At 66.6% G+C, this 19,097-nt stretch carries 22 protein-coding genes; 9 read left to right on the forward strand and 13 right to left on the reverse strand.

What is annotated here, in order from left to right; translation table 11 throughout:
* Nucleotides 1-162 precede the first annotated feature (162 nt).
* A complete protein-coding gene (locus DIE12_RS20830; protein WP_124487071.1) occupies nucleotides 163-1,200 on the reverse strand; it encodes an aldo/keto reductase in 1,038 nt (345 codons plus the stop codon).
* A gap of 128 nt (nucleotides 1,201-1,328) precedes the next feature.
* Here DIE12_RS20830 and DIE12_RS20835 point away from each other — a divergent pair, with 128 nt between their 5' ends.
* The 5 genes from DIE12_RS20835 to DIE12_RS20855 all read left to right on the forward strand — a co-directional run bounded on the left by DIE12_RS20835 (nucleotide 1,329) and on the right by DIE12_RS20855 (nucleotide 5,598).
* The gene (locus DIE12_RS20835) at nucleotides 1,329-2,216 is read left to right on the forward strand and encodes a LysR family transcriptional regulator (protein ID WP_124487070.1); all 888 of its coding nucleotides are present in this window, start codon (nucleotides 1,329-1,331) and stop codon (nucleotides 2,214-2,216) included.
* A gap of 187 nt (nucleotides 2,217-2,403) precedes the next feature.
* Nucleotides 2,404-2,703, forward strand: coding sequence for a helix-turn-helix transcriptional regulator (locus DIE12_RS20840; protein ID WP_040139054.1), 300 nt, complete (start codon nucleotides 2,404-2,406; stop codon nucleotides 2,701-2,703).
* Nucleotides 2,704-2,723: 20 nt separating this feature from the next.
* Nucleotides 2,724-4,076 (forward strand): pyridoxal-dependent decarboxylase, encoded by a 1,353-nt coding sequence (locus tag DIE12_RS20845; RefSeq protein WP_124487069.1) that lies wholly within the window; start codon nucleotides 2,724-2,726, stop codon nucleotides 4,074-4,076.
* A gap of 163 nt (nucleotides 4,077-4,239) precedes the next feature.
* Entirely contained in the window at nucleotides 4,240-4,707 is a 468-nt protein-coding gene (locus tag DIE12_RS20850) for a cupin domain-containing protein (protein ID WP_044845430.1), read from the forward strand.
* A gap of 69 nt (nucleotides 4,708-4,776) precedes the next feature.
* Nucleotides 4,777-5,598, forward strand: coding sequence for an SDR family NAD(P)-dependent oxidoreductase (locus DIE12_RS20855; protein ID WP_124487068.1), 822 nt, complete (start codon nucleotides 4,777-4,779; stop codon nucleotides 5,596-5,598).
* 19 nt (nucleotides 5,599-5,617) lie between these two features.
* On the opposite strand, the gene surE is transcribed toward DIE12_RS20855, so the two are convergent.
* The 3 genes from surE to DIE12_RS20870 all read right to left on the reverse strand — a co-directional run bounded on the left by surE (nucleotide 5,618) and on the right by DIE12_RS20870 (nucleotide 7,620).
* Complete coding sequence (gene surE, locus DIE12_RS20860; protein WP_124487067.1) at nucleotides 5,618-6,397, reverse strand: 5'/3'-nucleotidase SurE; 780 nt, start codon at nucleotides 6,395-6,397, stop codon at nucleotides 5,618-5,620.
* 193 nt (nucleotides 6,398-6,590) lie between these two features.
* Nucleotides 6,591-6,893, reverse strand: coding sequence for an AzlD family protein (locus DIE12_RS20865; RefSeq protein ID WP_162999222.1), 303 nt, complete (start codon nucleotides 6,891-6,893; stop codon nucleotides 6,591-6,593).
* Entirely contained in the window at nucleotides 6,883-7,620 is a 738-nt protein-coding gene (locus DIE12_RS20870) for an AzlC family ABC transporter permease (RefSeq protein ID WP_124487066.1), read from the reverse strand. Before DIE12_RS20870 ends, DIE12_RS20865 begins: the two co-directional genes overlap by 11 nt.
* A gap of 126 nt (nucleotides 7,621-7,746) precedes the next feature.
* Between DIE12_RS20870 and DIE12_RS20875 the strand changes: the two genes are divergently transcribed.
* Nucleotides 7,747-8,205, forward strand: a complete 459-nt coding sequence (locus DIE12_RS20875; protein ID WP_006486309.1) for an Lrp/AsnC family transcriptional regulator — start codon at nucleotides 7,747-7,749, stop codon at nucleotides 8,203-8,205.
* A gap of 101 nt (nucleotides 8,206-8,306) precedes the next feature.
* Here the strand turns inward: DIE12_RS20875 and DIE12_RS20880 are convergent, their stop codons facing one another.
* The 3 genes from DIE12_RS20880 to DIE12_RS20890 all read right to left on the reverse strand — a co-directional run bounded on the left by DIE12_RS20880 (nucleotide 8,307) and on the right by DIE12_RS20890 (nucleotide 11,533).
* Nucleotides 8,307-9,692 (reverse strand): exopolysaccharide biosynthesis polyprenyl glycosylphosphotransferase, encoded by a 1,386-nt coding sequence (locus tag DIE12_RS20880; RefSeq protein ID WP_260427291.1) that lies wholly within the window; start codon nucleotides 9,690-9,692, stop codon nucleotides 8,307-8,309.
* Between the two features lie 744 nt (nucleotides 9,693-10,436).
* Nucleotides 10,437-10,769 (reverse strand): DUF2322 family protein, encoded by a 333-nt coding sequence (locus DIE12_RS20885; RefSeq protein WP_124487065.1) that lies wholly within the window; start codon nucleotides 10,767-10,769, stop codon nucleotides 10,437-10,439.
* Nucleotides 10,770-10,822: 53 nt separating this feature from the next.
* The gene (locus tag DIE12_RS20890) at nucleotides 10,823-11,533 is read right to left on the reverse strand and encodes a flavin reductase family protein (protein WP_124487064.1); all 711 of its coding nucleotides are present in this window, start codon (nucleotides 11,531-11,533) and stop codon (nucleotides 10,823-10,825) included.
* Nucleotides 11,534-11,816: 283 nt separating this feature from the next.
* On the opposite strand from DIE12_RS20890, the gene DIE12_RS20895 reads away from it, so the two are divergent.
* Together DIE12_RS20895 and DIE12_RS20900 are read left to right on the forward strand one after the other, a co-directional pair.
* Nucleotides 11,817-12,143 carry a thioredoxin family protein gene (locus DIE12_RS20895; RefSeq protein WP_124487063.1) on the forward strand — a complete coding sequence of 109 codons (327 nt, stop codon included), beginning with the start codon at nucleotides 11,817-11,819 and terminating at the stop codon, nucleotides 12,141-12,143.
* Nucleotides 12,144-12,153: 10 nt separating this feature from the next.
* On the forward strand, nucleotides 12,154-12,573 hold the full coding sequence (locus DIE12_RS20900; RefSeq protein ID WP_124487062.1) for a secondary thiamine-phosphate synthase enzyme YjbQ: 420 nt from the start codon (nucleotides 12,154-12,156) through the stop codon (nucleotides 12,571-12,573).
* Nucleotides 12,574-12,631: 58 nt separating this feature from the next.
* Here DIE12_RS20900 and atsR read toward each other — a convergent pair whose 3' ends face one another.
* The 4 genes from atsR to DIE12_RS20920 form a co-directional block, all read right to left on the reverse strand.
* Nucleotides 12,632-14,443 (reverse strand): hybrid sensor histidine kinase/response regulator AtsR, encoded by a 1,812-nt coding sequence (gene atsR, locus DIE12_RS20905; RefSeq protein ID WP_124487061.1) that lies wholly within the window; start codon nucleotides 14,441-14,443, stop codon nucleotides 12,632-12,634.
* A gap of 9 nt (nucleotides 14,444-14,452) precedes the next feature.
* The gene (locus DIE12_RS20910) at nucleotides 14,453-14,953 is read right to left on the reverse strand and encodes a molybdopterin-dependent oxidoreductase (protein WP_124487060.1); all 501 of its coding nucleotides are present in this window, start codon (nucleotides 14,951-14,953) and stop codon (nucleotides 14,453-14,455) included.
* Between the two features lie 49 nt (nucleotides 14,954-15,002).
* Nucleotides 15,003-15,884, reverse strand: a complete 882-nt coding sequence (locus DIE12_RS20915) for a helix-turn-helix domain-containing protein (protein WP_124487059.1) — start codon at nucleotides 15,882-15,884, stop codon at nucleotides 15,003-15,005.
* Between the two features lie 613 nt (nucleotides 15,885-16,497).
* On the reverse strand, nucleotides 16,498-17,514 hold the full coding sequence (locus DIE12_RS20920; RefSeq protein ID WP_124487058.1) for a 1-aminocyclopropane-1-carboxylate deaminase: 1,017 nt from the start codon (nucleotides 17,512-17,514) through the stop codon (nucleotides 16,498-16,500).
* Between the two features lie 191 nt (nucleotides 17,515-17,705).
* On the opposite strand from DIE12_RS20920, the gene DIE12_RS20925 reads away from it, so the two are divergent.
* Entirely contained in the window at nucleotides 17,706-18,206 is a 501-nt protein-coding gene (locus DIE12_RS20925) for an Lrp/AsnC family transcriptional regulator (protein ID WP_124487057.1), read from the forward strand.
* A gap of 174 nt (nucleotides 18,207-18,380) precedes the next feature.
* Here the strand turns inward: DIE12_RS20925 and DIE12_RS20930 are convergent, their stop codons facing one another.
* Entirely contained in the window at nucleotides 18,381-18,584 is a 204-nt protein-coding gene (locus DIE12_RS20930; protein WP_124487056.1) for a hypothetical protein, read from the reverse strand.
* Nucleotides 18,581-19,003 (reverse strand): hypothetical protein, encoded by a 423-nt coding sequence (locus tag DIE12_RS20935; RefSeq protein ID WP_124487055.1) that lies wholly within the window; start codon nucleotides 19,001-19,003, stop codon nucleotides 18,581-18,583. Before DIE12_RS20935 ends, DIE12_RS20930 begins: the two co-directional genes overlap by 4 nt.
* Nucleotides 19,004-19,097: the final 94 nt, after the last annotated feature.

Genomic DNA, 19,097 nt, shown 5'->3' on the forward strand with positions numbered 1-19,097 from the left:
CGCTAGGCCGTTACGCCGTTACGACGCTGTGTCTCCACGCCGCTACGTCGCTATGTCGCTATGTCGCTATGTCGCTATGTCGCTATGTCGCCACGTCGCCACGTCGCCACGTCGCCACGTCGTTGCATCATTGCATCGGAGCGCGACGGTCCGCTGCTCCGCCTACCCGCGCATCGGCGGATTGAGCCGCGCGAACGCGTCCTGCCGGCGATACGGGAAGTGCGGATACGGCGCTTCGATCGCACTCGCCGCATCGAGCTTCGCGACTTGCGCATCGGTCAGCGACCAGCCGAGCGCACCGAGGTTCTGGCGCAACTGTTCCTCGTTGCGCGCGCCGATGATCACCGACGACACGGTCGGGCGTTGCAGCAGCCAGTTCAGCGCGATCTGCGGCACGGTCCTGCCGGTTTCCTCGGCGATCGCGTCGAGCGCGTCGACCACGTCGTACAGCCGTTCGTCGTCGACCGGCGGCCCGAAGCCGGCCGTATCGTGCAGGCGGCTGCGTTCGGGCAGCGGCGCGTGGCGGCGGATCTTGCCGGTGAGCCGGCCCCAGCCGAGCGGGCTCCACACCAGCGCGCCGAGGCCCTGGTCCGCGCCGAGCGGCATCAGGTCCCACTCGTAGTCGCGGCCGACGAGCGAGTAGTAGACCTGGTTCGCGACGTAGCGCGACCAGCCGTGCCGGTCGGCTAGCGCGAGCGATTTCATGATCTGCCAGCCCGCGAAATTCGACACGCCGATGTAGCGCAGCTTGCCCGCGCGCACCAGGTCGTCCAGCGTCGACATCACTTCCTCGACCGGCGTGGCCGCGTCGAACGCATGGAGCTGCAGCAGATCGATGTAGTCGGTATCGAGGCGGCGCAGCGCGTCGTCGACCGCGCGGATCAGCCGTGAGCGCGACGTGCCGGCGTCGTTCGGGCCATCGCCGGTCGGCAGGCCCGTCTTGGTCGAGATCAGCACCTGGTCGCGCCGGCCGTGGATCGCGGCGCCGAGCACGCGCTCGGATGCGCCGTCCGAGTACACGTCGGCGGTGTCGAACAGGTTGACACCGGCTTCGAGGCAGATGTCGACCAGGCGGCGCGCTTCGTCGACGTCCGTGTTGCCCCAGGCGCCGAACAACGGGCCGGTGCCGCCGAACGTGCCTGCGCCGAAGCTCAGCGCGGGAACCTTGAGGCCGGAGCGGCCGAGCGTGCGGTATTCCATGGCGGGTGTCCTTTCGTCGTCGAGGCCGGCGCGAGCGGGCGTCGGCAAGGTGAGCGTTCACTCTAGCGCTTGCGGTTCATCCGGATAATTGGGCAGACTTCGAAAATATCCTTCGGAGGAAGCGAAGAATGCTGCTCGACAACCTCGCGCTGTTCCTGCGCATCGTGGAGAAGGGCGGGCTGGCCGCGGCCGGCCGCGAGGTCGGCCTGTCGCCTGCCACGGTTTCCGAGCGGCTGACGGCGCTCGAGCGCCACTACGGCGCGGCGCTGCTCACGCGCACGACCCGCGCGATCAGCCTGACCGACGAGGGCCGCACGCTGGTCGCGGGCGCGCGGCGCCTGCTCGCCGAGGCCGACGAACTCGAAAGCCGCGTGCGGCTCGGCGCGCAGACGCTGTCGGGGCCCGTGCGGCTGAGCGCGCCGGCCGATCTCGGGCAGGCGCGCGTCGTGCCGGTGGTCGACGCGTTCCTGGCCGAGCACCCGGGCGTCACGGTCGACCTGCATCTCGGCGACGGCTACGTCGATCTCGTCGGGCAGGGGCTCGACTTCGCGATCCGTCGCGGCCAGCTCGCGGACAGCGCGCTGCGCAGCCGCTCGCTCGGCCGCTCGCGCCGCGTGGTGTGCGCCGCGCCTGCGTATCTCGCCGCGCACGGCACGCCGCGGCATCCGGCCGAGCTTGCCGCGCACGACTGCATCGTGATGCGCTTCGGCCAGGAGCTGTATGCCGAGTGGCCGTTCCGTATCGACGACGAACCGAAGCGCGTGACGGTGCGTGGCCGGCGCGTCGCCAACGACGGCGCGCTCGTGCGCGCGTGGTGCGTCGCGGGGCACGGGATTGCGCTGAAGTCGCTGCTCGACGTCGAGCAGGATCTGGCGTCCGGCGCGCTGGTCGAGATCCTTCGCGAATTCTCGCCGGGCGAAGTCGACCTGCAGATCGTCTATCCGGGCGGTGCGGTGCAGCCGCGGCGCGTGCGGGCGCTGATCGAACGACTGGCGCAGGCGTTGGCGGCGGGGTGAGCGCAACCGGATCGCGCCGCGGCGGACGCGGTTGCGCGTCAGCGTCCGACGCGATGACGCCAAATACGGCGTAGTAGCGGAACGGGGCCGCTTCCCCCGCGACAGCGAACGCAAGATCGCCCGCGAAGCGGGTTGTCCACGTTTCGTCATTTAGCTAATATTCAAAACGTCAAACGAGACCGGAACCATGGACGACGTCACCCGCATCAGCGCACTGGCCAATGAAAGCCGTCTGGCCGTGATGCGCTGGCTCAAGCAGCCGCGCAAGCATTTCCCGCCGCAGCCGCACGGCGACTTCGACGAGCTCGGCGTGTGCTGCACGTACATCACCGAGAAGCTCGGCATCGCGCCGGCGACGACCACGCGCCACATGCGGATCCTCGCGGATGCCGGGCTCGTGCGGGCGACGCGCGTCGGCAAGTTCACGTACTACAAGCGGATCGACGATGCGCTGCATCGGTTGGGCCGCGACCTCCTGCAACTCTGATCTTCACAGAGGCAATCGACATGGATGAACTCGCCCTGCTGGCCGATGCCGACCGGCGCGCGCAAGCGTATCTCGCCGCGACCGACGAACGGCGCGCCTATCCCGACGCCGCGGCGCTCGCGGGTCTTGCGGCCTTCGACGAGCCGCTGCCCGATGCGGGCCGCCCGGCCGACGACATGCTGCGCCTGCTCGACGACAAGGGCACGCCCGCGACCGTCGCATCGAACGGCCCGAACTACTTCGGCTTCGTGATCGGCGCGACGCTGCCGGCCGCGGCGGCCGCCGAGCGGCTGATGCTCGCGTGGGACCAGTGCGCGTCGTCGTTCGCGAATTCGCCGGTGGCCGCGACGATCGAGCGGCAGGCCGCGCGCTGGGTCGTCGACGTGCTCGGGCTGCCGGAAGGCAGCGCGGTCGGCTTCGGCACGAGCGCGACGGCCTGCACGCTGGTCGCGCTGGTGGCCGCGCGGCGTGCGCTGCTCGCGCGCAAGGGCTGGGACGTCGACGCGGACGGCCTGATCGGTGCACCCGAGGTGAAGGTCGTGCTCTCGGAGCTCGCGCATATCACGGTGAAGAAGGCGCTGCGCGTGCTCGGCTTCGGGATGAAGCGCCTGATCGTCGCGCCGGTCGACGCGCACGGCCGCATCGACCCCGCGCAATTGCCGCCGCTCGACGACATGACGATCCTCTGCGTGCAGGCCGGCGAAGTGAACACCGGCGAATTCGATCCGTTCGCGGCGCTGATTCCGCGCGCGAAGGCCGCCGGCGCGTGGGTGCACGTGGACGGCGCGTTCGGGCTGTGGGCGCGCGCGTCGTCGAAGCGCGCGCTGACCGACGGCATCGACGGCGCGGACAGCTGGACCACCGACGGCCACAAGTGGCTCAACACGCCGTACGACGGCGCGATGGTGATCTGCCGCGACGCGGCCGCGCTCGCGACCGCGATGAACAGCGATGCCGTCTACCTGAGCGGCGCGCAGGATGCGCAGAAGAACCTGAACCTCGAATTCTCGCGGCGTGCGCGCGGCATTCCGGTGTGGGCCGCGCTGCGTGCGCTCGGCCGCGCCGGCGTGGCGACGATGGTCGAGCGGCATTGCGCACAGGCCCAGCGCGTCGCGGACGGCCTGCGCGCGGCCGGCTACGACGTGCTGAACCGTGTCGTGCTGAACCAGGTGCTCGTGCGCGCCGGCACCGACGACGAGACGATCGCGATCCTTCAGGCCGCGCAGGATTCGGGCGACGTATGGTTCGGGCAGACCGTATGGCAGGGGCGGCCGGCGTTCCGGATCAGCGTGTCGTCGTGGCGCACGGAGGACGAGCACGTCGACCGTCTCGTCGCGTTGCTGACGACGCTGCGCGGCGTGCATGTGGGTTGAGCGGCGGCGGCGAATGCGTCGCGCGCGTGCCGCCGCCGCCGGCTATCCGTATCTGGAGATGTGCAGCTCGTCTGCGTGAAAATGTCGGACAATAACGCGGCATGCGCGCCGTGCCGGCCCGGGCGGCGCGCTCAACCGCAGCATTCACGCCGACGAGATCCCCATGTCCACGACACCTCCCCGGGAGCTGCTGAAAGCCGCCGACATCGCGAAGATGGAACCGACGCGCGCGGTGCATTCGCTCAATCCCAATGCCGTTCGCCTCAAACGACAGCTCAGCGACCTGACCGGCCTCACGCAGATCGGCGCGCACCTGCTCACCCTGATGCCCGGGCACGAATCGGCCGAGTATCACCGCCACCTGTACGAGGAAGAATGCGTGTACGTGCTGTCCGGCACCGGCTCGGTCACGATCGGCGAACGCACGTGCGAAATCGGGCCGGGCGATTTCCTCGGTTTTCCGCGCGGCGGCGACGCACACACGTTGCAGAACACCGGCGAGGTGCCGCTGGAACTGTTCATCCTCGGCCAGCGCCTCGAACACGACGTCTGCGAATACCCGAGAATCGGCAAGCGGCTTTATATCGCCGGCGAGCTCGAGGATTTCGTCGACCTGCCGAAACGGCCGTAGACGGCACGCATCCGCATCGGCCGTCGTCATGCTTATGATGCGGGAACGCCACTGACAGGATTCCACGCCATGGACGCGCCGCATCCGCCGATCAACGCCCCGATTTCCGAAACGGAACCTGAAACCGAAACCGTCGCCGAGCCGCGCGCGTCGCGCGTGCATCGGCCTGTCGCGCTCGTCACCGGATCGACGTCGGGAATCGGCGCGGCCATCGCGCGACGCCTGGCGGCGGACGGCTACGCGGTGATCCTCCATTCGCGCAGTTCCGCCGACACCGGTCGTGCGATGGCGCGCGAACTCGGCGCGACCTACGTGCAGGCCGATCTCGCCGACGATGCGGAGCGCGTGCGGTTGATTCGCGACGCGCTGGCGGTGCATGGCCGCCTCGACGTGCTGGTCAACAATGCGGGCGTCAGCCGCGTGATTCCGCACGACGATCTCGCCGCCGCGACGCCCGACGTGTGGCGCGAGATGCACGAGATCAACGTGATCGCGCCGTTTCGGCTCGTCGCCGAAGCGCAGCCCGCGCTGCTCGAGGCGGCGTCGGGCGGGCGTGCCGGGTGCGTCGTCAACGTCAGCTCGCACGCCGGCGTGCGGCCGAAGGGGGCGTCGATTCCCTATGCGGCGGCGAAGGCCGCGCTGAATCACACGACTCGCTTGCTGGCGCGTACGCTCGCGCCGGCGATTCGCGTCAATGCGGTGGCGCCGGGGCTCGTCGATACGCCGCTGACCGCGGACTGGACCGACGCGCAGCAGCTCTGGCGCGAGCGCGCGCCGATGCGCCGTGCGGCGACGCCGGACGACGTCGCGCAGATGGTTGCGATGCTCGTCGCGTCCGATTATGTGACGGGCGAGATCGTGATGCTCGACGGGGGAATGAACCTGACGTGACCGGTAAAGGCTCTCCAGGTCAGCCGAGGTTCGACCGCAGCCGCGCGAGCGCCTGATCGTGCGTGCGTTCGAACTTCAGCGGCGTGACCGCGATATAGCCTTCGCCGAGCGCGGCCGTTTCCGAATCCGCATCGTCGTCGCGCGGTGCGCGCGCCAGTTTCAGCCAGTGGTATTCGATGTCGCGCGGATCGCGCCCCGACACGATGTCGACGCCTTGCAGCGTGCCGGCGCCCTGGTTCGTCACCTTCAGGCCGCGCACGTCGTCGGCCGGCCGCGCCGGGAAATTCACGTTGAGGCAGGCGTCGCTGTCCCAGCCGGCCGCGACGAGCCGGCGAATCACGTCCGGTGCGTGCGTGAGCGCCGTATGCCACGGCACCGCGTTGCGATCGACGAACGCCTGGCTCAGCGCGATCGCCGGTACGCCGACCAGCATGCTCGTCATCGCGGCGCCGACCGTGCCGGAGAACACCGTTTCGGTGCCGAGGTTCGCGCCGCGATTGACGCCGGACAGCACGAAGTCGGGCCGCGCGTCCTTCATCAGGTGGCTGACCGCGATCGCGACGCAATCGCCCGGCGTGCCGCGCACTGCAAAACGGCGCTCGCCCTTGCGATGCACGCGCAGCGGTTCGTGCAGGCTCAGCGAATGCGACGTGCCGCTCTGGTCCTCCGCCGGCGCGACGATCCAGACTTCGCGCGCCAGTTGCGTGGCGACCTGTTCGAGCACTTCAAGGCCGGGGGCGTCGAATCCGTCGTCGTTGGTGAGCAGGACGCGGTCGAACAGCGGGCGGGTTTCTTGCATCGGGACGATCCTCGCAGGTAGGCAATGAGAGGGGAAAGGCATCGCGGGTACACCCGCAAGGCTAGCATCCCGTTGCGGCGCATGTTGTGTCGTGTCATGCCGCACCTCAGCGCACCGCACCCCGCACGCGGATGCGAAAACGGGCGCATCGCGCGCCCGTCTTCCGGTTCGATGTGCCGCCCGCGTGATCCGATTACCCGAGCAGATGCCGCAGCAGGCCGGCCGACACGACGCCGACGATCACGGTCGGCAGGATCGACAGGCGGGTCGCCGCGATCAGCGTGACGGCGAGCGCGAGCAGGTCGGCCGGGCGCGTCGACACGAAGGCCGGCGCGATTACCGAGATCAGCACGCAACCCGGCACGTTTTCCATCACCGATGCCATTCGCGGGCTCAGCGTGCGGTTGCGCAGCAGCACGTAGCCGAGCACGCGCGACAGGTAGGTGGTCGACGCCATCAGCACGATGGTCGCGACCGTCGCGAAATCAGGCAGCATCGCGCGGCTCCCACAGCAGCGCGGCGATCAGCCCCGCGCACGCCCCGGCCGCGACGTACCACGCGCCGGGCACGGCCAGGTGCGTGCCGGCTGCGACGACAAGGCTCACGAACCACGGGCGGCCCGCTCGCATGCCCTTCCACATTCCGCGCAGCAGCACCAGAAACACGGCCGTAAATGCCATGTCGAAGCCGTACTGCTCGACGTTGCCGATCGTCGGGCCGACCGCCGCGCCGAGCGTCGTCATCGAGATCCACGTCAGGTACAGCCCGGAACAGATGCCCGCGTAATAGGGGACACTGATGTGCGAGGCCGAGCGCGAGCGCGCGTCGGCGAGCGACATCGCCCAGCTTTCGTCGCACATGAAGAACAGCGCCGCGAACGCGCGGCGGCGCGGCAGGCGCCGGATGTATGGCGCGAACGCGGCACCCATCAGGATGTGCCGCGAATTCACGAGGAACGACATCGCGACGATCAGCGCGATATGCGGTGGCGACGTCCACAGATGGATCGCCGCGAATTCGGAGCCGCCGCCGAAGTTCAGGCCCGTCATCATCGGGACCTCGAGCAGGCTCAGCCCTTTTTGCGCGGCCTGTGCGCCGAGCACCAGCGCGAACGGCACGAAACCCAGCATGACGGGCAGCGCCGCGCGCAATCCGCGGCCCATCTCGGCGACATAGGCGGGCTTGTCGCGAAGCCCGGACGACGTTGAAACGCTACTGCTCATTACTCCTCCTTCGGGGGAGTAGGATTGTCTGCTTTTTTGACTCGAATCGGGTTGCGTTGCGGACCAATATTCCTGAGAATTTGGCATTGAACGAGTGATTTGCGATTTTTTTGGAATTTGATGCCAATGAAGCTGGATGCTATCGACCGGCGGATCCTGAGCGCGCTGCAGCGTGACGGCCGCATGCAGAACGTGGAACTCGCGCACGAGGTCGGGCTGTCGCCGTCGCCGTGCCTGCGGCGCGTGCGGCTGCTCGAGGAAGCGGGCGTGATCGAGAAATACGTGGCCGTGCTGAACCCGGCGAAGGTCGGCAAGGGGCTGACGATCTTCACTCGCGTGTGGCTGAAAGGGCAGGACGCGGAATCCGTGAACCGCTTCGCCGAGGCTGTCCAGCAGATGCCGGAAGTGGTCGAATGCCACCTGATGGCCGGCGACTGCGATTTCCTGCTGCGCGTGGTGGCCGCCGACATCGACGACTACCGGCGCTTCCAGATGGAATACCTGACGCGCATCCCGGGCGTGCTGAGCGTCAAGACCGACATTCCGATGCAGAAGGTCAAGCTCACGTCGGCGCTGCCGACGTAACGCGGGCGGTTGCATGACGACGATTCGGCAAATCGTCACCGGTCGGTGACATTCGGCCGATACACTGGCGGGACGAGCCGCATCGCCGCGCACCGGCTGCATCACGGTGCGGCTTCGATGCGCAAGCAACTAACGGTCAACCGCGAGGCAATCGACGAACACGCGCGCCGTGCGCGATGCGATCCGCCGGGCGGTGCGTCTTTCTTGTCGAGCCATTCATGCAGCCATTCAACAATCCGTGGAATTCGCTGGAAATCGTCAAGCTCGTGCTCGGCGTGCTGACGCCGCGTGTGATACAGGTCGTCGTGTTCGAGCGCGTGCGGACGCGGGCCGACGACGGACATCTCGCCGCGCAGCACGTTGATGAACTGCGGCATTTCGTCGAGGCTCGTGCGGCGCAGGAACGCGCCGATGCGGGTCACGCGTGGATCGTTGGGCGTCGCTTGCCGCACGCCGCCGTCCGTGTCGACATGCATGTGCATCGTGCGGAACTTGTAGATCGCGAACGCCTTGCCGTTCGCGCCCTTGCGCAGCTGGCGGAACAGCACGGGGCCGGGCGAAGACAGCCGGACGGCCAGCGCGATCGCGAGCAGCAGCGGCGCCGTGCCGACCAGCACCGCCGCCGCGAACAACCGATCGAAAATCGCTTTCTGAAGCAGCGCGCGGGGCGACAGCGGAGAGGCGACAAGGTTGATCGCCGGTGCACCGACCAGGTCGACCATCGCGCCGTCGAACATCGCGAGCTGGCTGACGTCGGGTACGAGGCGGACGTCGACGAGGTCGTGCCGGAATGTATCGAGCACGCGAACGATGGCGCTGGTTTCAGTGATCGGCAGCGCGATCCAGACTTCCGGGATCGCATGCGCCCGCACGTGCGCGGCGAACGCGTCGAGCGTGGAAAAGGCTTCGATGCCGTTCGCGCCGGGTTGTGCGGAGCGGTCCGGATCGAGCACGGCTGCCGCGCGATAGCGCGCCGACGGCGATTGCGCGATCCGTTCGAGCACGGCGACGCAATGTGCACCGCCGCCGACGATCGCGACTGGCCTGGTGCGTTCGCCCACGTGGACGATCCGTTCGACTGTCGCGCATACGGCGAGCCGAAACGCGACGAGTGCGATGCCGCTTGCCGCCGCCCAGAGCAGGAATCCGCTCGGCGGCACCGGCAACGCGCCGCGCATCGCGAACATGACGATTGCCGAGCCGGCGAGCGCGAGCAGCCATGCCACGACGGTAAGGAATACGATGCGATGGGTCGCGCGATCGCGCGGTATGCGCGCCACGCCGAACGCCGGGAACAGGATCATCGCGAATACCGCCGTGCTCGCGACGATCGCCACGTTGTCGGACGGATCGATGCCGTCGCCGGGAGAAAACCAGGCTGCCGCCGCGGCGCCGAGCGCGATCAGCGTGATGTCGACGATGCGCGTGAGGAAGCCATGGATCGCCGACGGAGCGGCGGCGCGTTGCTGTTCGAGTGCCGTGTGCATATACCTTCGCTACCGATGTATTCGATGCGGCGTCCGTCGCCTCGCGCAGGACGCAACGAGCCGTACCGCGCCGGGATAAATCCGGGCGGTGCCGTTGCTTCCGTTTCACGGGAGTGGTTGACGAGGGGAAGGGACGCTGCCTGCCTTAGAGGTCGATCGCGTGCATCGCATTGGCCGGATTCTTGATACGGACGGGTCCGTGCCGGGGAGGGCGATGCGTTGGATTCGACTCAACCCATGGCAATTTTGGGTAACCTGGGATGCGATTTAAATGGGACGTGTATTAAATGCGGTCGGCAGCAATTGATACATGTACTAATGCGATGTGAGGGCGTTTCGCGATGCGTGCATTGCGAACGACCGGGCATCGATCGCACGGGTTGTCGGCGCCGTGTTTGCGCGAGCATGCCGGCATGCTCGATGCATGGACGATATGCGGTGCCGCGATGGGCCTACATGCTTGGCGGGCGGTGGGATGTGTCGCGAGCGCTTCGGCGTCTTCGAATGACGGACGACGTGATTTGCCGTCGAGATGGCCGGCGATTTTCGCGGAGGAGGGTTTGAGTCAGGACATCAAATCGTGAAAATGACGGGGGGCGAGGCCGTCATCGATCGCGTTGAACGCGGGCACGGGTGTCCCGGCCGGTGCGGGCGGGACGGCGATCCTGCATACACCCGCGCTCATTGGCGAGATGCATGTGCGTGCCGCGCATCGACGCGCGGCATCATTGCCCCGGCCGTCGCTCAGCCCTTCGCGACGACGTCGATGCGCAGCGCTTCGCCGCCGGCGACGATCGCGAGCAGGCGATCGACGTTCGGGTGTGCGCCGGGGCGGTTGCGCGCATCGGCGGTGTGCTCGGCGAACACGGCCAGGCCATGCTCGGCAGCCTTCGCGTCAAGCGTGCCGAATGCCTGCTTCAGGTAGTGGTACACGGCGAGCGAACCCTGTTTGCCGGGCTGGTTCTCGATGGTGGCGACCACGTCGCCGTTCGCGCCGACGAGATCGATGCGTGCGATGCCGTCGATGGCCGGCAATTGCGCGAGGTTGTCCTTGAATACTGGGGTAGCTTGAATCACTGAAAACACTCCGTCGGTTCGGTCATGGGCCAATGAGGGTGGCCGGCCGTATCTTATCCGATCGGCTGTGGCGTACCGGCCGGCGCGGCCGCGTCGCGCGAGCGCTCGATGTCGGGGCTGCGATACGCGCGCTCGGGAATCTCGGCGAGCCGCGACGCGTGTACCTGATGCGGCGCGAGTCCATAGAACTTCTGGAAGCTCATGATCAGCGGCGACCATTTGTCGGGATCGATGCGGTCCGGATGGCCGTCCATCAGCAGGTCGGGGTGCACGTGCACGCGCTGGATGCGCAGCTCGAACAGCGTGATCTTGCCGCGCAGGTCGGGTGTTTCGTCTGCGAGGCCGTGCGCGGCCGCGACGACCGCTTCCAGGTGAACCGGGCATTCGAGCGCGCGCGGCGGCGACACGGTTTGCGATGCCGCCTCGGTAAGCCCGGCCGTGCCGAACTTGTCGGGTTCGTAAACATAACCCTTGGCCCGTTTCCCGTCGGGCACCGGACAGGAGCCTGTCGTGCGCGCGATCCGGTCCACCGCGTGCGCCTGCGCCGGCGACGGCAGGTTCAGCACGCATTCGCCGGTGTGCAGCAGGTTGCGGGTGGTCTGCGAGCTGGCGGCGATGCCGATCACGGCGCGCCAGCCGAGCCAGAATGCAGACGAGATCGGCGCGAGATTGGCCGTGCCGTCCAGGTTCAGCGTGCTGACCAGCACGACGGGCGTGCCGAAATAGAGGATGTTCGGTTCGGTGACGCGATGCGGAGCGTTCATGGTCGGGGTCTTCGTTTCGTTGACGGATCAGTCCGCATGCTGATCCCGTCGCGGCCGCGCGGCGCTCCGATTCTTGTCGTGTCATCCGGAGGGGCGGCGCGACGGAGGAACGGGAATTGCGCGTCGTGCGCAGGCGGCGCACGGAAGGCGTCGGCCATTGCGACGGCGGGTTTGCGCGTCCGCGCGCCGGCATCCCGCCGGCTTTTCCGCTACAGTAGGACATCGCCGATCGCACCCGCCGACCCGGCGCGATCACGTTCCAGAATCGCACATGAGGGCACCGATGCACACCCCGCAACGCTATTCCGAAGAAGCGCCCACGCGCGCGGAAGTCGACGCACTCGCCGGCGCGACCGTCATCGAATTCGGCGCGAACTGGTGCGGGATCTGCGCGGGCGCGCAACCCGCGATCGTGGCGTCGTTCGCGGCGCACCCCGCCGTGCGCCACCTGAAGATCGAGGACGGCCCGGGCCGCCCGCTCGGCCGTTCGTTCCGCGTGAAGCTGTGGCCGACCCTGGTGTTCCTGCGCGACGGCGTCGAGGTCGCACGCGTCGTGCGCCCCGCCGATGCACGGCAGATCGAAGCCGACGGCTTCGCCGCGCTGGCCTGAAGGCATCGCCATGCAACAGGCCATCACGCACATCGCCATCGACACGCGCGGCAGCGGCCTCGTCGAATTCACGCCGCAGGTGCGCGCGTTCGTCGACCAGCAGTCGATTCGCACCGGCCTGCTCACCGTGTTCTGCCGCCATACGTCCGCATCGCTGCTGATCCAGGAGAACGCGGATCCGTCGGTGCAGCGCGATCTCGAACGCTACTTCGCGACGCTCGCGCCCGAGGACGACACGCGTTACGAGCACGACACCGAAGGCGCCGACGACATGCCCGCCCATTTGCGTACGGCACTCACGCAGGTGCAGCTGTCGATCCCGGTCGAGCACGGACGCATGGTGCTCGGCACGTGGCAGGGCATCTATCTGTTCGAGCATCGTCGCGCCCCGCATCGTCGCGATATCGTGCTGCATCTGATCGGCGAGTAGGCGCGGAACCGCGCCACGGGCGGTCAGAGGGTCCGCCCGTCACGCGTCGCGGCCACGCTCAGCCGAGCAGCTTCTCGACGAGCGCGCCAAGTTCGCGCAGGTGAACAGGCTTCGGCAGGAATTCGTCGAACACCCGCTGGTTCTCGCGCAGCGCGGCCGATTCATATGCGCTGACACCGACAATGGACGGAAACTTTCCGTCGTCGTCCGGTTGCGCGACCATCCGCATGCGGTGCGCGACTTCGAAGCCGCTCAGGTCCGGCAACTCGAGATCGAGCACGACGAGGTCGTAATGCGTGTCGCCGAAACGGGCGACGCCTTCCTGGCCGGTGCCGCACAGATCGGCGTCGAGGCCGAGCGCCGACAGCATCGCGCCGAGCGTTTCGCGCGCGTTGTCGTTGTCGTCGACCACGAGCGCGCGGCGGTTGCGGTGCGTGGCGGCGGCCGGCCACGCCGGCGCGTCGCCGGCCGTTTCGCCGGCATCCGGCACCTCGGCAGGCAGCGTCACGACGAACTCGCTGCCCTCGCCGACGACGCTGCGCACGTCCACGTGGCCGCGCAGCGTCGTCACGATCTCGCGCACGACGGCGAGCCCCATCCCGATGCCGTCCACATGCAGGCCGACCGCGTCATTCGCGCGGTAGAACGGCTCGAAGATCTTCGACAGGTGCTGCTTCGCGATGCCGGCGCCCGTGTCCCGCACGACGAGTTTCAACTGCCGGCCGGCCGGTGCGTCGACGAGCATGACCGATACGTCGATCGATCCGTCGACGGTGTATTTCACCGAATTCTCGATCAGGTTCGACAACACCTGACGCAACAGCTTGCGATCGGAGCGGATCGCGAGGTCGCGAGGCTCGACGCGCTGTGCGACGGCGATCCGCTTGGTCGCGATCTTCTCGCGCAGCGGATCGAGCACCTCGGCGAGCAGCGACGCCATGTCGACCGTTTCGGTTTCCGCGAGGCGCTTGGTCGAGCGCAGCTTGATGTAGTCGGTCAGGTCCTTGACCAGCGCTTCGAGCGACGACGCGGAATTCTGCAGCCGCCGGATCGTCTTCAGGTTCGCGTCGGATTGCGGCCGCGCGAGCAGGATCTCGATCGATCCGCAGATCGCCTGCAGCGGGGTGCGCAGTTCATGGCTGACCATCCCGAGGAACGCGTTCTTCGCCTCGATCATCTCGAACGCGCGATCGGATGCCTTGCGCTCCGCATCGAGCGCCGCGTCCTGTCGTTCGAGCAGGTCTTCGCGCGTGCGCATCGTATAGAACAGCAGCAGGAACAGCGCGCACAGGATCACGCCGAGGATGATGCCGAGCGACAGGATCGCCCGCTGCTTTTCCTTCAGCTGATGGAACGTGAAGTCGCGCTGCGCCATCTCGATCGCGCGGAAGTAGTTCGCGAGGCCGTTGACCTTCGGCCAGTACGCGTTGACGTCGTCGATCACGTGTGGCGCATCGTTCCGCGCATCGCGCAGCAGCGGCACGTCGTGCTTCAGGCGCGCCATGAATGCGCCGAGCACCGCGATTTCGGCACGCGCGCGCGGGATGCGCAGCCAGTATTCGGACACTTCGGACGGCCGCTGCAGGAACCCGAACGACACCGACAGGCTGTCGAGCTGCATTTGAACGTGGTCGAAGTCGTCGTCCACGTGCGTCGAGTAGAGGATCAGTTGCCGGTCGAAGCGCGCATACGCGTTCCGGTATTGCGCGGCGGTCCAGAACACGCCTTCGCGCGGCCCCTCGAGCACACCCTCGTTGACCGACGTCGCGAGCAGGTCCCACAGCAGGAATGCCCACGCGGCGAATCCCAGGATCCACAGCGATCCCAGGACCAGGATGATTTTTCTGTTCTTCCACCGCCCGCGCATCATGCCGCGCGCTTACTTCACGGTCAGGCCGATGATCTGCCACGCGAACTTGGCTTCGCCGAGCGGCGTCTTCAGCTCGTCGGGGTACTGGTCGCGCGGATACATGATCCACAGCGGGCCGTAGTTGTCGTTGCCGAGCACCTTGCCGTTCATCGTGCGCGCGAGGATCACGCCGTACTTGTCGGCATCGGACACGGGGATCGTGAACGTGTATTCGTCGATGCAGCGGAACTCGATCTGCGTGCCGTGCGCGTCGACGGTCTTCAGCACGTCGGACAGGCGCGGGCCGGTGAAGGTCGCCTTCGGCGTCCAGCTCGTCGACGTGACGATCGTGTGCTGCGGCAGCGCCATCAGCGCCTGCTCGGTAAAGACGAACACCGTCTTGCCGGGCTGGTTGCTGCGGCCGATCTTGCCGTCGACGGTGAACGTGAACGACGCGGCCCAGCTCGCGGCGGCGATGCCGAGCAGGCCGGCGGTGAGCAGGCTCTTGATCCAGATGGTCGAAATTCGCATGTCGGTCCCTTCGTTCGTGTGCGCGTGGTGATGGGTTTTCGGGGGGCTCTCAATTCGCGGCGGCGACCGCGGCCGGCGCCGGCTGCGTGAGCTTCAGTTCGCGGGCGACTTCGGCGAACAGGATCGGCAGGCGCACCGGCTTCTCCTCGCAGCGCGCGTTGTAGTGCGACACGATGTGCGCGATTTCGTCCTCGCTCGCCTCGCCGGTGGAGATCTTGCCGGTCAGCAGGAAGATCGGCGCGCCGCCGTTTTCGCTCGACCGGATGCCGCGCACGAGCTCGGCCGCGGTCTCGTCGCCGAGCATCCAGTCGAGGATGTAGGCGTCGAAATCCTCGAGCTCCAGCGCCTTGCGGAACGACGCGCCGTCGTAGTACGGAATCGCGTTCACGCCTTTTTCGAGGAAGTATTCGCATACGGTTTCGGCGACGTCCTGCGAATCGTCGACCACCGCGATCCGCGCCGCGTAGACGGTCGGCTGGCTCGAGCGCAGTTCGATCACGTCGACCGGATAGAGGCGGCCTTCGCGCGCGTGCTGGCGTTCGGTGACGATCCATTCTCCCTGCCACTGCAGCGCGACGAAATCCGTGTCGATCTGGCTGCTGGCCTTCGCCGAGATCGCCGCACGGCAGCGAAAGCGGCGCGACTCGATCACGAGCGTCGCATCGATCATCTCGGCGGCGGCCGGTTGCGTGCCCTTGTCGTCGAGCAGGATCGCGGGCGGCACGCCGAAGTGCGTCGCGATGTCCTGCAACTGCGACAGGTTCCACGGGATCAGGCCTTTCATCTTGCGCGTGACGACCGAGAAACTGAGGCCGAGCACGTTCGCGATCGTGGTGTTGTGACTGCGCGGCGGAATGCCGTTGCGCGTCAACAGATCGTGCACCTTGGTGGCGGTGATGAGATCGACGTTGGCCTGCTCGCTATTGGGCATCTCGATGGGGTCTCCTGGGTTTGAGCGACGAAGAGCATATTCAAAAGTGACGCAATACGCAAACTTTGAAAATGCGAATCACCTTGACATGCCATTTTTCTCCATTATTATTGCTCACCGCGTCACTATTGTTTGCCGCGTCAGGTTTGGGGGCCGGTGTCGACACATTCGGCCCGGCGAAACGCGGCAGCCAGCGCGTGACTGAACTATTCGAAGAGAGCCACAGAGAGCCTGAGAGAGCCTTGGACTGCGCGTCGGCGTGGGTGAATTGTATTCGCCTCGCCGCGCGCAAGCCGGGTACGCGCCCGCGCGGGCGGGATAGCGCGAAGCAGTGCGGCGCAAATAAAACATGAGGAAAGTGGAAACGGTTCGCCGTTTGCCGGCGCCGCGGCTGCTGCTGTCGGCCGCGTGCGCGCAGGGGCCGTCCGTCATTGGCAGCACGATGTCGTGGATCCACGTGAAGGACCAGACGCAGTCGTCGACCTTCACGTACCGGTCGGTCGCGATTCAGCTCGGATCGAGGCGGCTTTCCAGTGGGAATCGACAGGAGGCGGCCCACCCGCGAGGCAGTGCCGACCTCACGCAAGCCTCGCCGGTCTGCTGCGTCGCCAGATCAGCCTTCCCGAAAAATCCCGCTATACGCGCTCAACGCCGGTACCCCGCCAAGGTGCGCATACAGCACCTTCGACCCTGGCTCGAATTCCCCGCGCCGCACCTTGTCGATCATTCCGTGCATCGATTTCCCTTCATAGACGGGATCGGTCAGCACGCCTTCCAGTCGCGCACACAGACGAATCGCGTCCAGCGTGCCATCGTTCGGCAGTCCGTATTCCGGCCCGGCATAGCGCGTGTCTAGCACGACGTCCTTCTCTTCGATATCGCGCCCCAGGCCGACCAGTTCGGCCGTATGCCGCGCGATGCGCGTGATCTGTTCGCGCGTCTGCTCCGGCTTCGCCGACGCGTCGATGCCGATCACGCGATCCGCGCGCCCGTCGGCCGCGAAGCCGACGACCATCCCCGCCTGCGTGCTGCCCGTGACCGAGCAGACCACGATGTAATCGAACTTGAAGCCAAGCTGTGCTTCCTGCTCGCGCACTTCTTCCGCGAAGCCGACGAACCCGAGTCCGCCGAGCGGATGCTCGGAACACCCGGCCGGAATCGGATACGGCTTGCCGCCCGCCTGCCGCACGCTCTCCATCGCTTCTTCCCAGCTGCGGCGAATGCCGATGTCGAAACCGTCGGCGACGAGCCGCACATCGGCGCCCATCATTCGCGACAGCTGGATGTTTCCGACGCGGTCGTACACCGGATCCTCGTAGTTGACCCAGTGCTCCTGCACGAGCACGCACTTCATCCCGAGATGCGCGGCGACGGCCGCGACCTGGCGTGTCTGGTTCGACTGCACACCGCCGATCGACACGAGCGTGTCGGCGCCTTGCGCAAGCGCGTCGGGGATCAGGTATTCGAGCTTGCGCGTCTTGTTGCCGCCGAACGCGAGGCCGCTGTTGCAGTCCTCGCGCTTCGCGTACAGCTCGACCTTGCCGCCGAGATGCGCGCTCAGGCGCTTGAGCGGCTGGATCGGCGTCGGGCCGAACGTGAGCGGATAACGGGGGAAACGTTGCAGGTTCATCGACAGTCTCCGAAAGACGGTGGGCAGGAAATCGGATCGGTCGCGTGCGGCCGGTGCGCCGTGTCCCGATGCAAAGATGATAGGCAGGACGCCGGGAAATGAGCTTGCGAAATAAATGATGAACGCCTACGTTATCGATGTAGAAAAGCAGAGGCAGATAATTTTGGTTCGCAGAATCAATCGGAGACGCAATGAAATTAGATCGCAGCAGCGCCGCCCCCGCCGATGCCGCGCCGGCGCTCGATCGCATCGACCGCGCGATCCTGCGGCAGCTGCAGCAGGACGCGTCGATCTCGAACGTGAGCCTCGCCGCGAAGGTGAAGCTGAGCGCGCCGGCATGCCTGCGGCGCGTCGAGCGGCTGAAGGAGATGGGGTTGATCCGCGGCATCGTCGCGTTGCTCGATCCGAAGCCGCTCGGTGCCGGGATGCTGGTCGTGATCGGCTTCGTGCTCGATCGTTCGACGCCGGAGGCGTTCGCCGAATTCGAGAAGGCTGCCCAGAAGGTGTCAGGGTGCGTCGAGTGCCACGTGGTGACCGGCGAATTCGACTACTTCATGCTGGTCCGCACGCGCGACAACGAGAGCTTCAATCGCTTGCACGCCGAACAGCTGCTGTACCTGCCCGGCGTGCGGCAGGTGCGCTCGTTCATGGTGCTCAAGGAGATTTTGTCGACGCATGCGCTGCCGGTTTAGTGCAGCGGGATGTGGATGGCCGCGCATGCTGCGTTAGCGGCAAGCGGGAGAAGCGAAGTGAGTACGACCGGCACGCGGACCTCGCCGGTGACGCCGCATAACCAAGGGCCAATCTTCACGTGATCAAACAGAGGGGCAGGCATAGCTTTCCTTGCCGGCGTAACGAATCGACTCCTATCGCTTGCGCTGTCTGGGGTCGATGCCGTTTTGCTCGAGTAGCTTTCGCAGTCGTGCGTTATCGCCCCACAACGTTGCGAACGCGATCACTATCATCAGGGTGGGAAACCATTCGCCGGTCGCGGCGATGATGGTCCATCCTACGGCGGTGCAAATCAGCGCCGTGACGATGAGGAGCAAATGATCCACAATCCACTTCATCGTGTACTCCGGATTGCAGTGTTTGCCTTCAACCCGAGATAACTATGCGGGCCGGGCGCGAGAACTTCAGGATGCCGCAGGATTTGCGCCATGATCAATGGATGAACCGCAAGGCGATGGCGCGCGCCCCATTGCGCAACCGCCAAGGACAGGTCGGTTCCCCGTTTGCCGATGCCGCATGCCGACGCAGCATCTGTCGCGACCATCAGGCTACCAATGACCGCGCCCAGATAGACGCTGCCGAGGATCACCCCAACGACGGTTGCTACTTCGAGTTTCGTGGTCGCGCCAAACAATTCCGCGACCGTCGCATCCGGACCTAGTGTCTTGAGCGCGCCCATCATCGTGCTGACACTCGCCACCGCGGTTTGCAGGGTCGCAAACAGCGTTGTGGGAACGGGCATATGCAGCGCGGTCATGTTTGCTTGAAACGCTTCGGAAAAGCTCGAACATCTCGGTGTTGGCACGGGCAATTCTCCTGACGAATGGACTTATTCTACCTATTCGTCTTCG

It is taken from the genome of Burkholderia sp. Bp9015, assembly GCF_003853505.1.
Taxonomy (GTDB): domain Bacteria; phylum Pseudomonadota; class Gammaproteobacteria; order Burkholderiales; family Burkholderiaceae; genus Burkholderia.

Coding starts and splice junctions, on each gene's coding strand:
- DIE12_RS20895 (WP_124487063.1), top strand. CDS start 11,817: ATGCACACCCCGCAACGCTATTCCGAAGAAGCGCCCACGCGCGCGGAA.
- DIE12_RS20875 (WP_006486309.1), top strand. CDS start 7,747: ATGAAGCTGGATGCTATCGACCGGCGGATCCTGAGCGCGCTGCAGCGT.
- atsR (WP_124487061.1), bottom strand. CDS start 14,443: ATGATGCGCGGGCGGTGGAAGAACAGAAAAATCATCCTGGTCCTGGGA.
- DIE12_RS20925 (WP_124487057.1), top strand. CDS start 17,706: ATGAAATTAGATCGCAGCAGCGCCGCCCCCGCCGATGCCGCGCCGGCG.
- DIE12_RS20845 (WP_124487069.1), top strand. CDS start 2,724: ATGGATGAACTCGCCCTGCTGGCCGATGCCGACCGGCGCGCGCAAGCG.
- DIE12_RS20880 (WP_260427291.1), bottom strand. CDS start 9,692: ATGCACACGGCACTCGAACAGCAACGCGCCGCCGCTCCGTCGGCGATC.
- DIE12_RS20835 (WP_124487070.1), top strand. CDS start 1,329: ATGCTGCTCGACAACCTCGCGCTGTTCCTGCGCATCGTGGAGAAGGGC.
- DIE12_RS20870 (WP_124487066.1), bottom strand. CDS start 7,620: ATGAGCAGTAGCGTTTCAACGTCGTCCGGGCTTCGCGACAAGCCCGCC.
- DIE12_RS20900 (WP_124487062.1), top strand. CDS start 12,154: ATGCAACAGGCCATCACGCACATCGCCATCGACACGCGCGGCAGCGGC.
- surE (WP_124487067.1), bottom strand. CDS start 6,397: ATGCAAGAAACCCGCCCGCTGTTCGACCGCGTCCTGCTCACCAACGAC.
- DIE12_RS20865 (WP_162999222.1), bottom strand. CDS start 6,893: ATGCTGCCTGATTTCGCGACGGTCGCGACCATCGTGCTGATGGCGTCG.
- DIE12_RS20910 (WP_124487060.1), bottom strand. CDS start 14,953: ATGCGAATTTCGACCATCTGGATCAAGAGCCTGCTCACCGCCGGCCTG.
- DIE12_RS20920 (WP_124487058.1), bottom strand. CDS start 17,514: ATGAACCTGCAACGTTTCCCCCGTTATCCGCTCACGTTCGGCCCGACG.
- DIE12_RS20930 (WP_124487056.1), bottom strand. CDS start 18,584: ATGAAGTGGATTGTGGATCATTTGCTCCTCATCGTCACGGCGCTGATT.
- DIE12_RS20830 (WP_124487071.1), bottom strand. CDS start 1,200: ATGGAATACCGCACGCTCGGCCGCTCCGGCCTCAAGGTTCCCGCGCTG.
- DIE12_RS20935 (WP_124487055.1), bottom strand. CDS start 19,003: ATGACCGCGCTGCATATGCCCGTTCCCACAACGCTGTTTGCGACCCTG.
- DIE12_RS20915 (WP_124487059.1), bottom strand. CDS start 15,884: ATGCCCAATAGCGAGCAGGCCAACGTCGATCTCATCACCGCCACCAAG.
- DIE12_RS20840 (WP_040139054.1), top strand. CDS start 2,404: ATGGACGACGTCACCCGCATCAGCGCACTGGCCAATGAAAGCCGTCTG.
- DIE12_RS20855 (WP_124487068.1), top strand. CDS start 4,777: ATGGACGCGCCGCATCCGCCGATCAACGCCCCGATTTCCGAAACGGAA.
- DIE12_RS20890 (WP_124487064.1), bottom strand. CDS start 11,533: ATGAACGCTCCGCATCGCGTCACCGAACCGAACATCCTCTATTTCGGC.
- DIE12_RS20850 (WP_044845430.1), top strand. CDS start 4,240: ATGTCCACGACACCTCCCCGGGAGCTGCTGAAAGCCGCCGACATCGCG.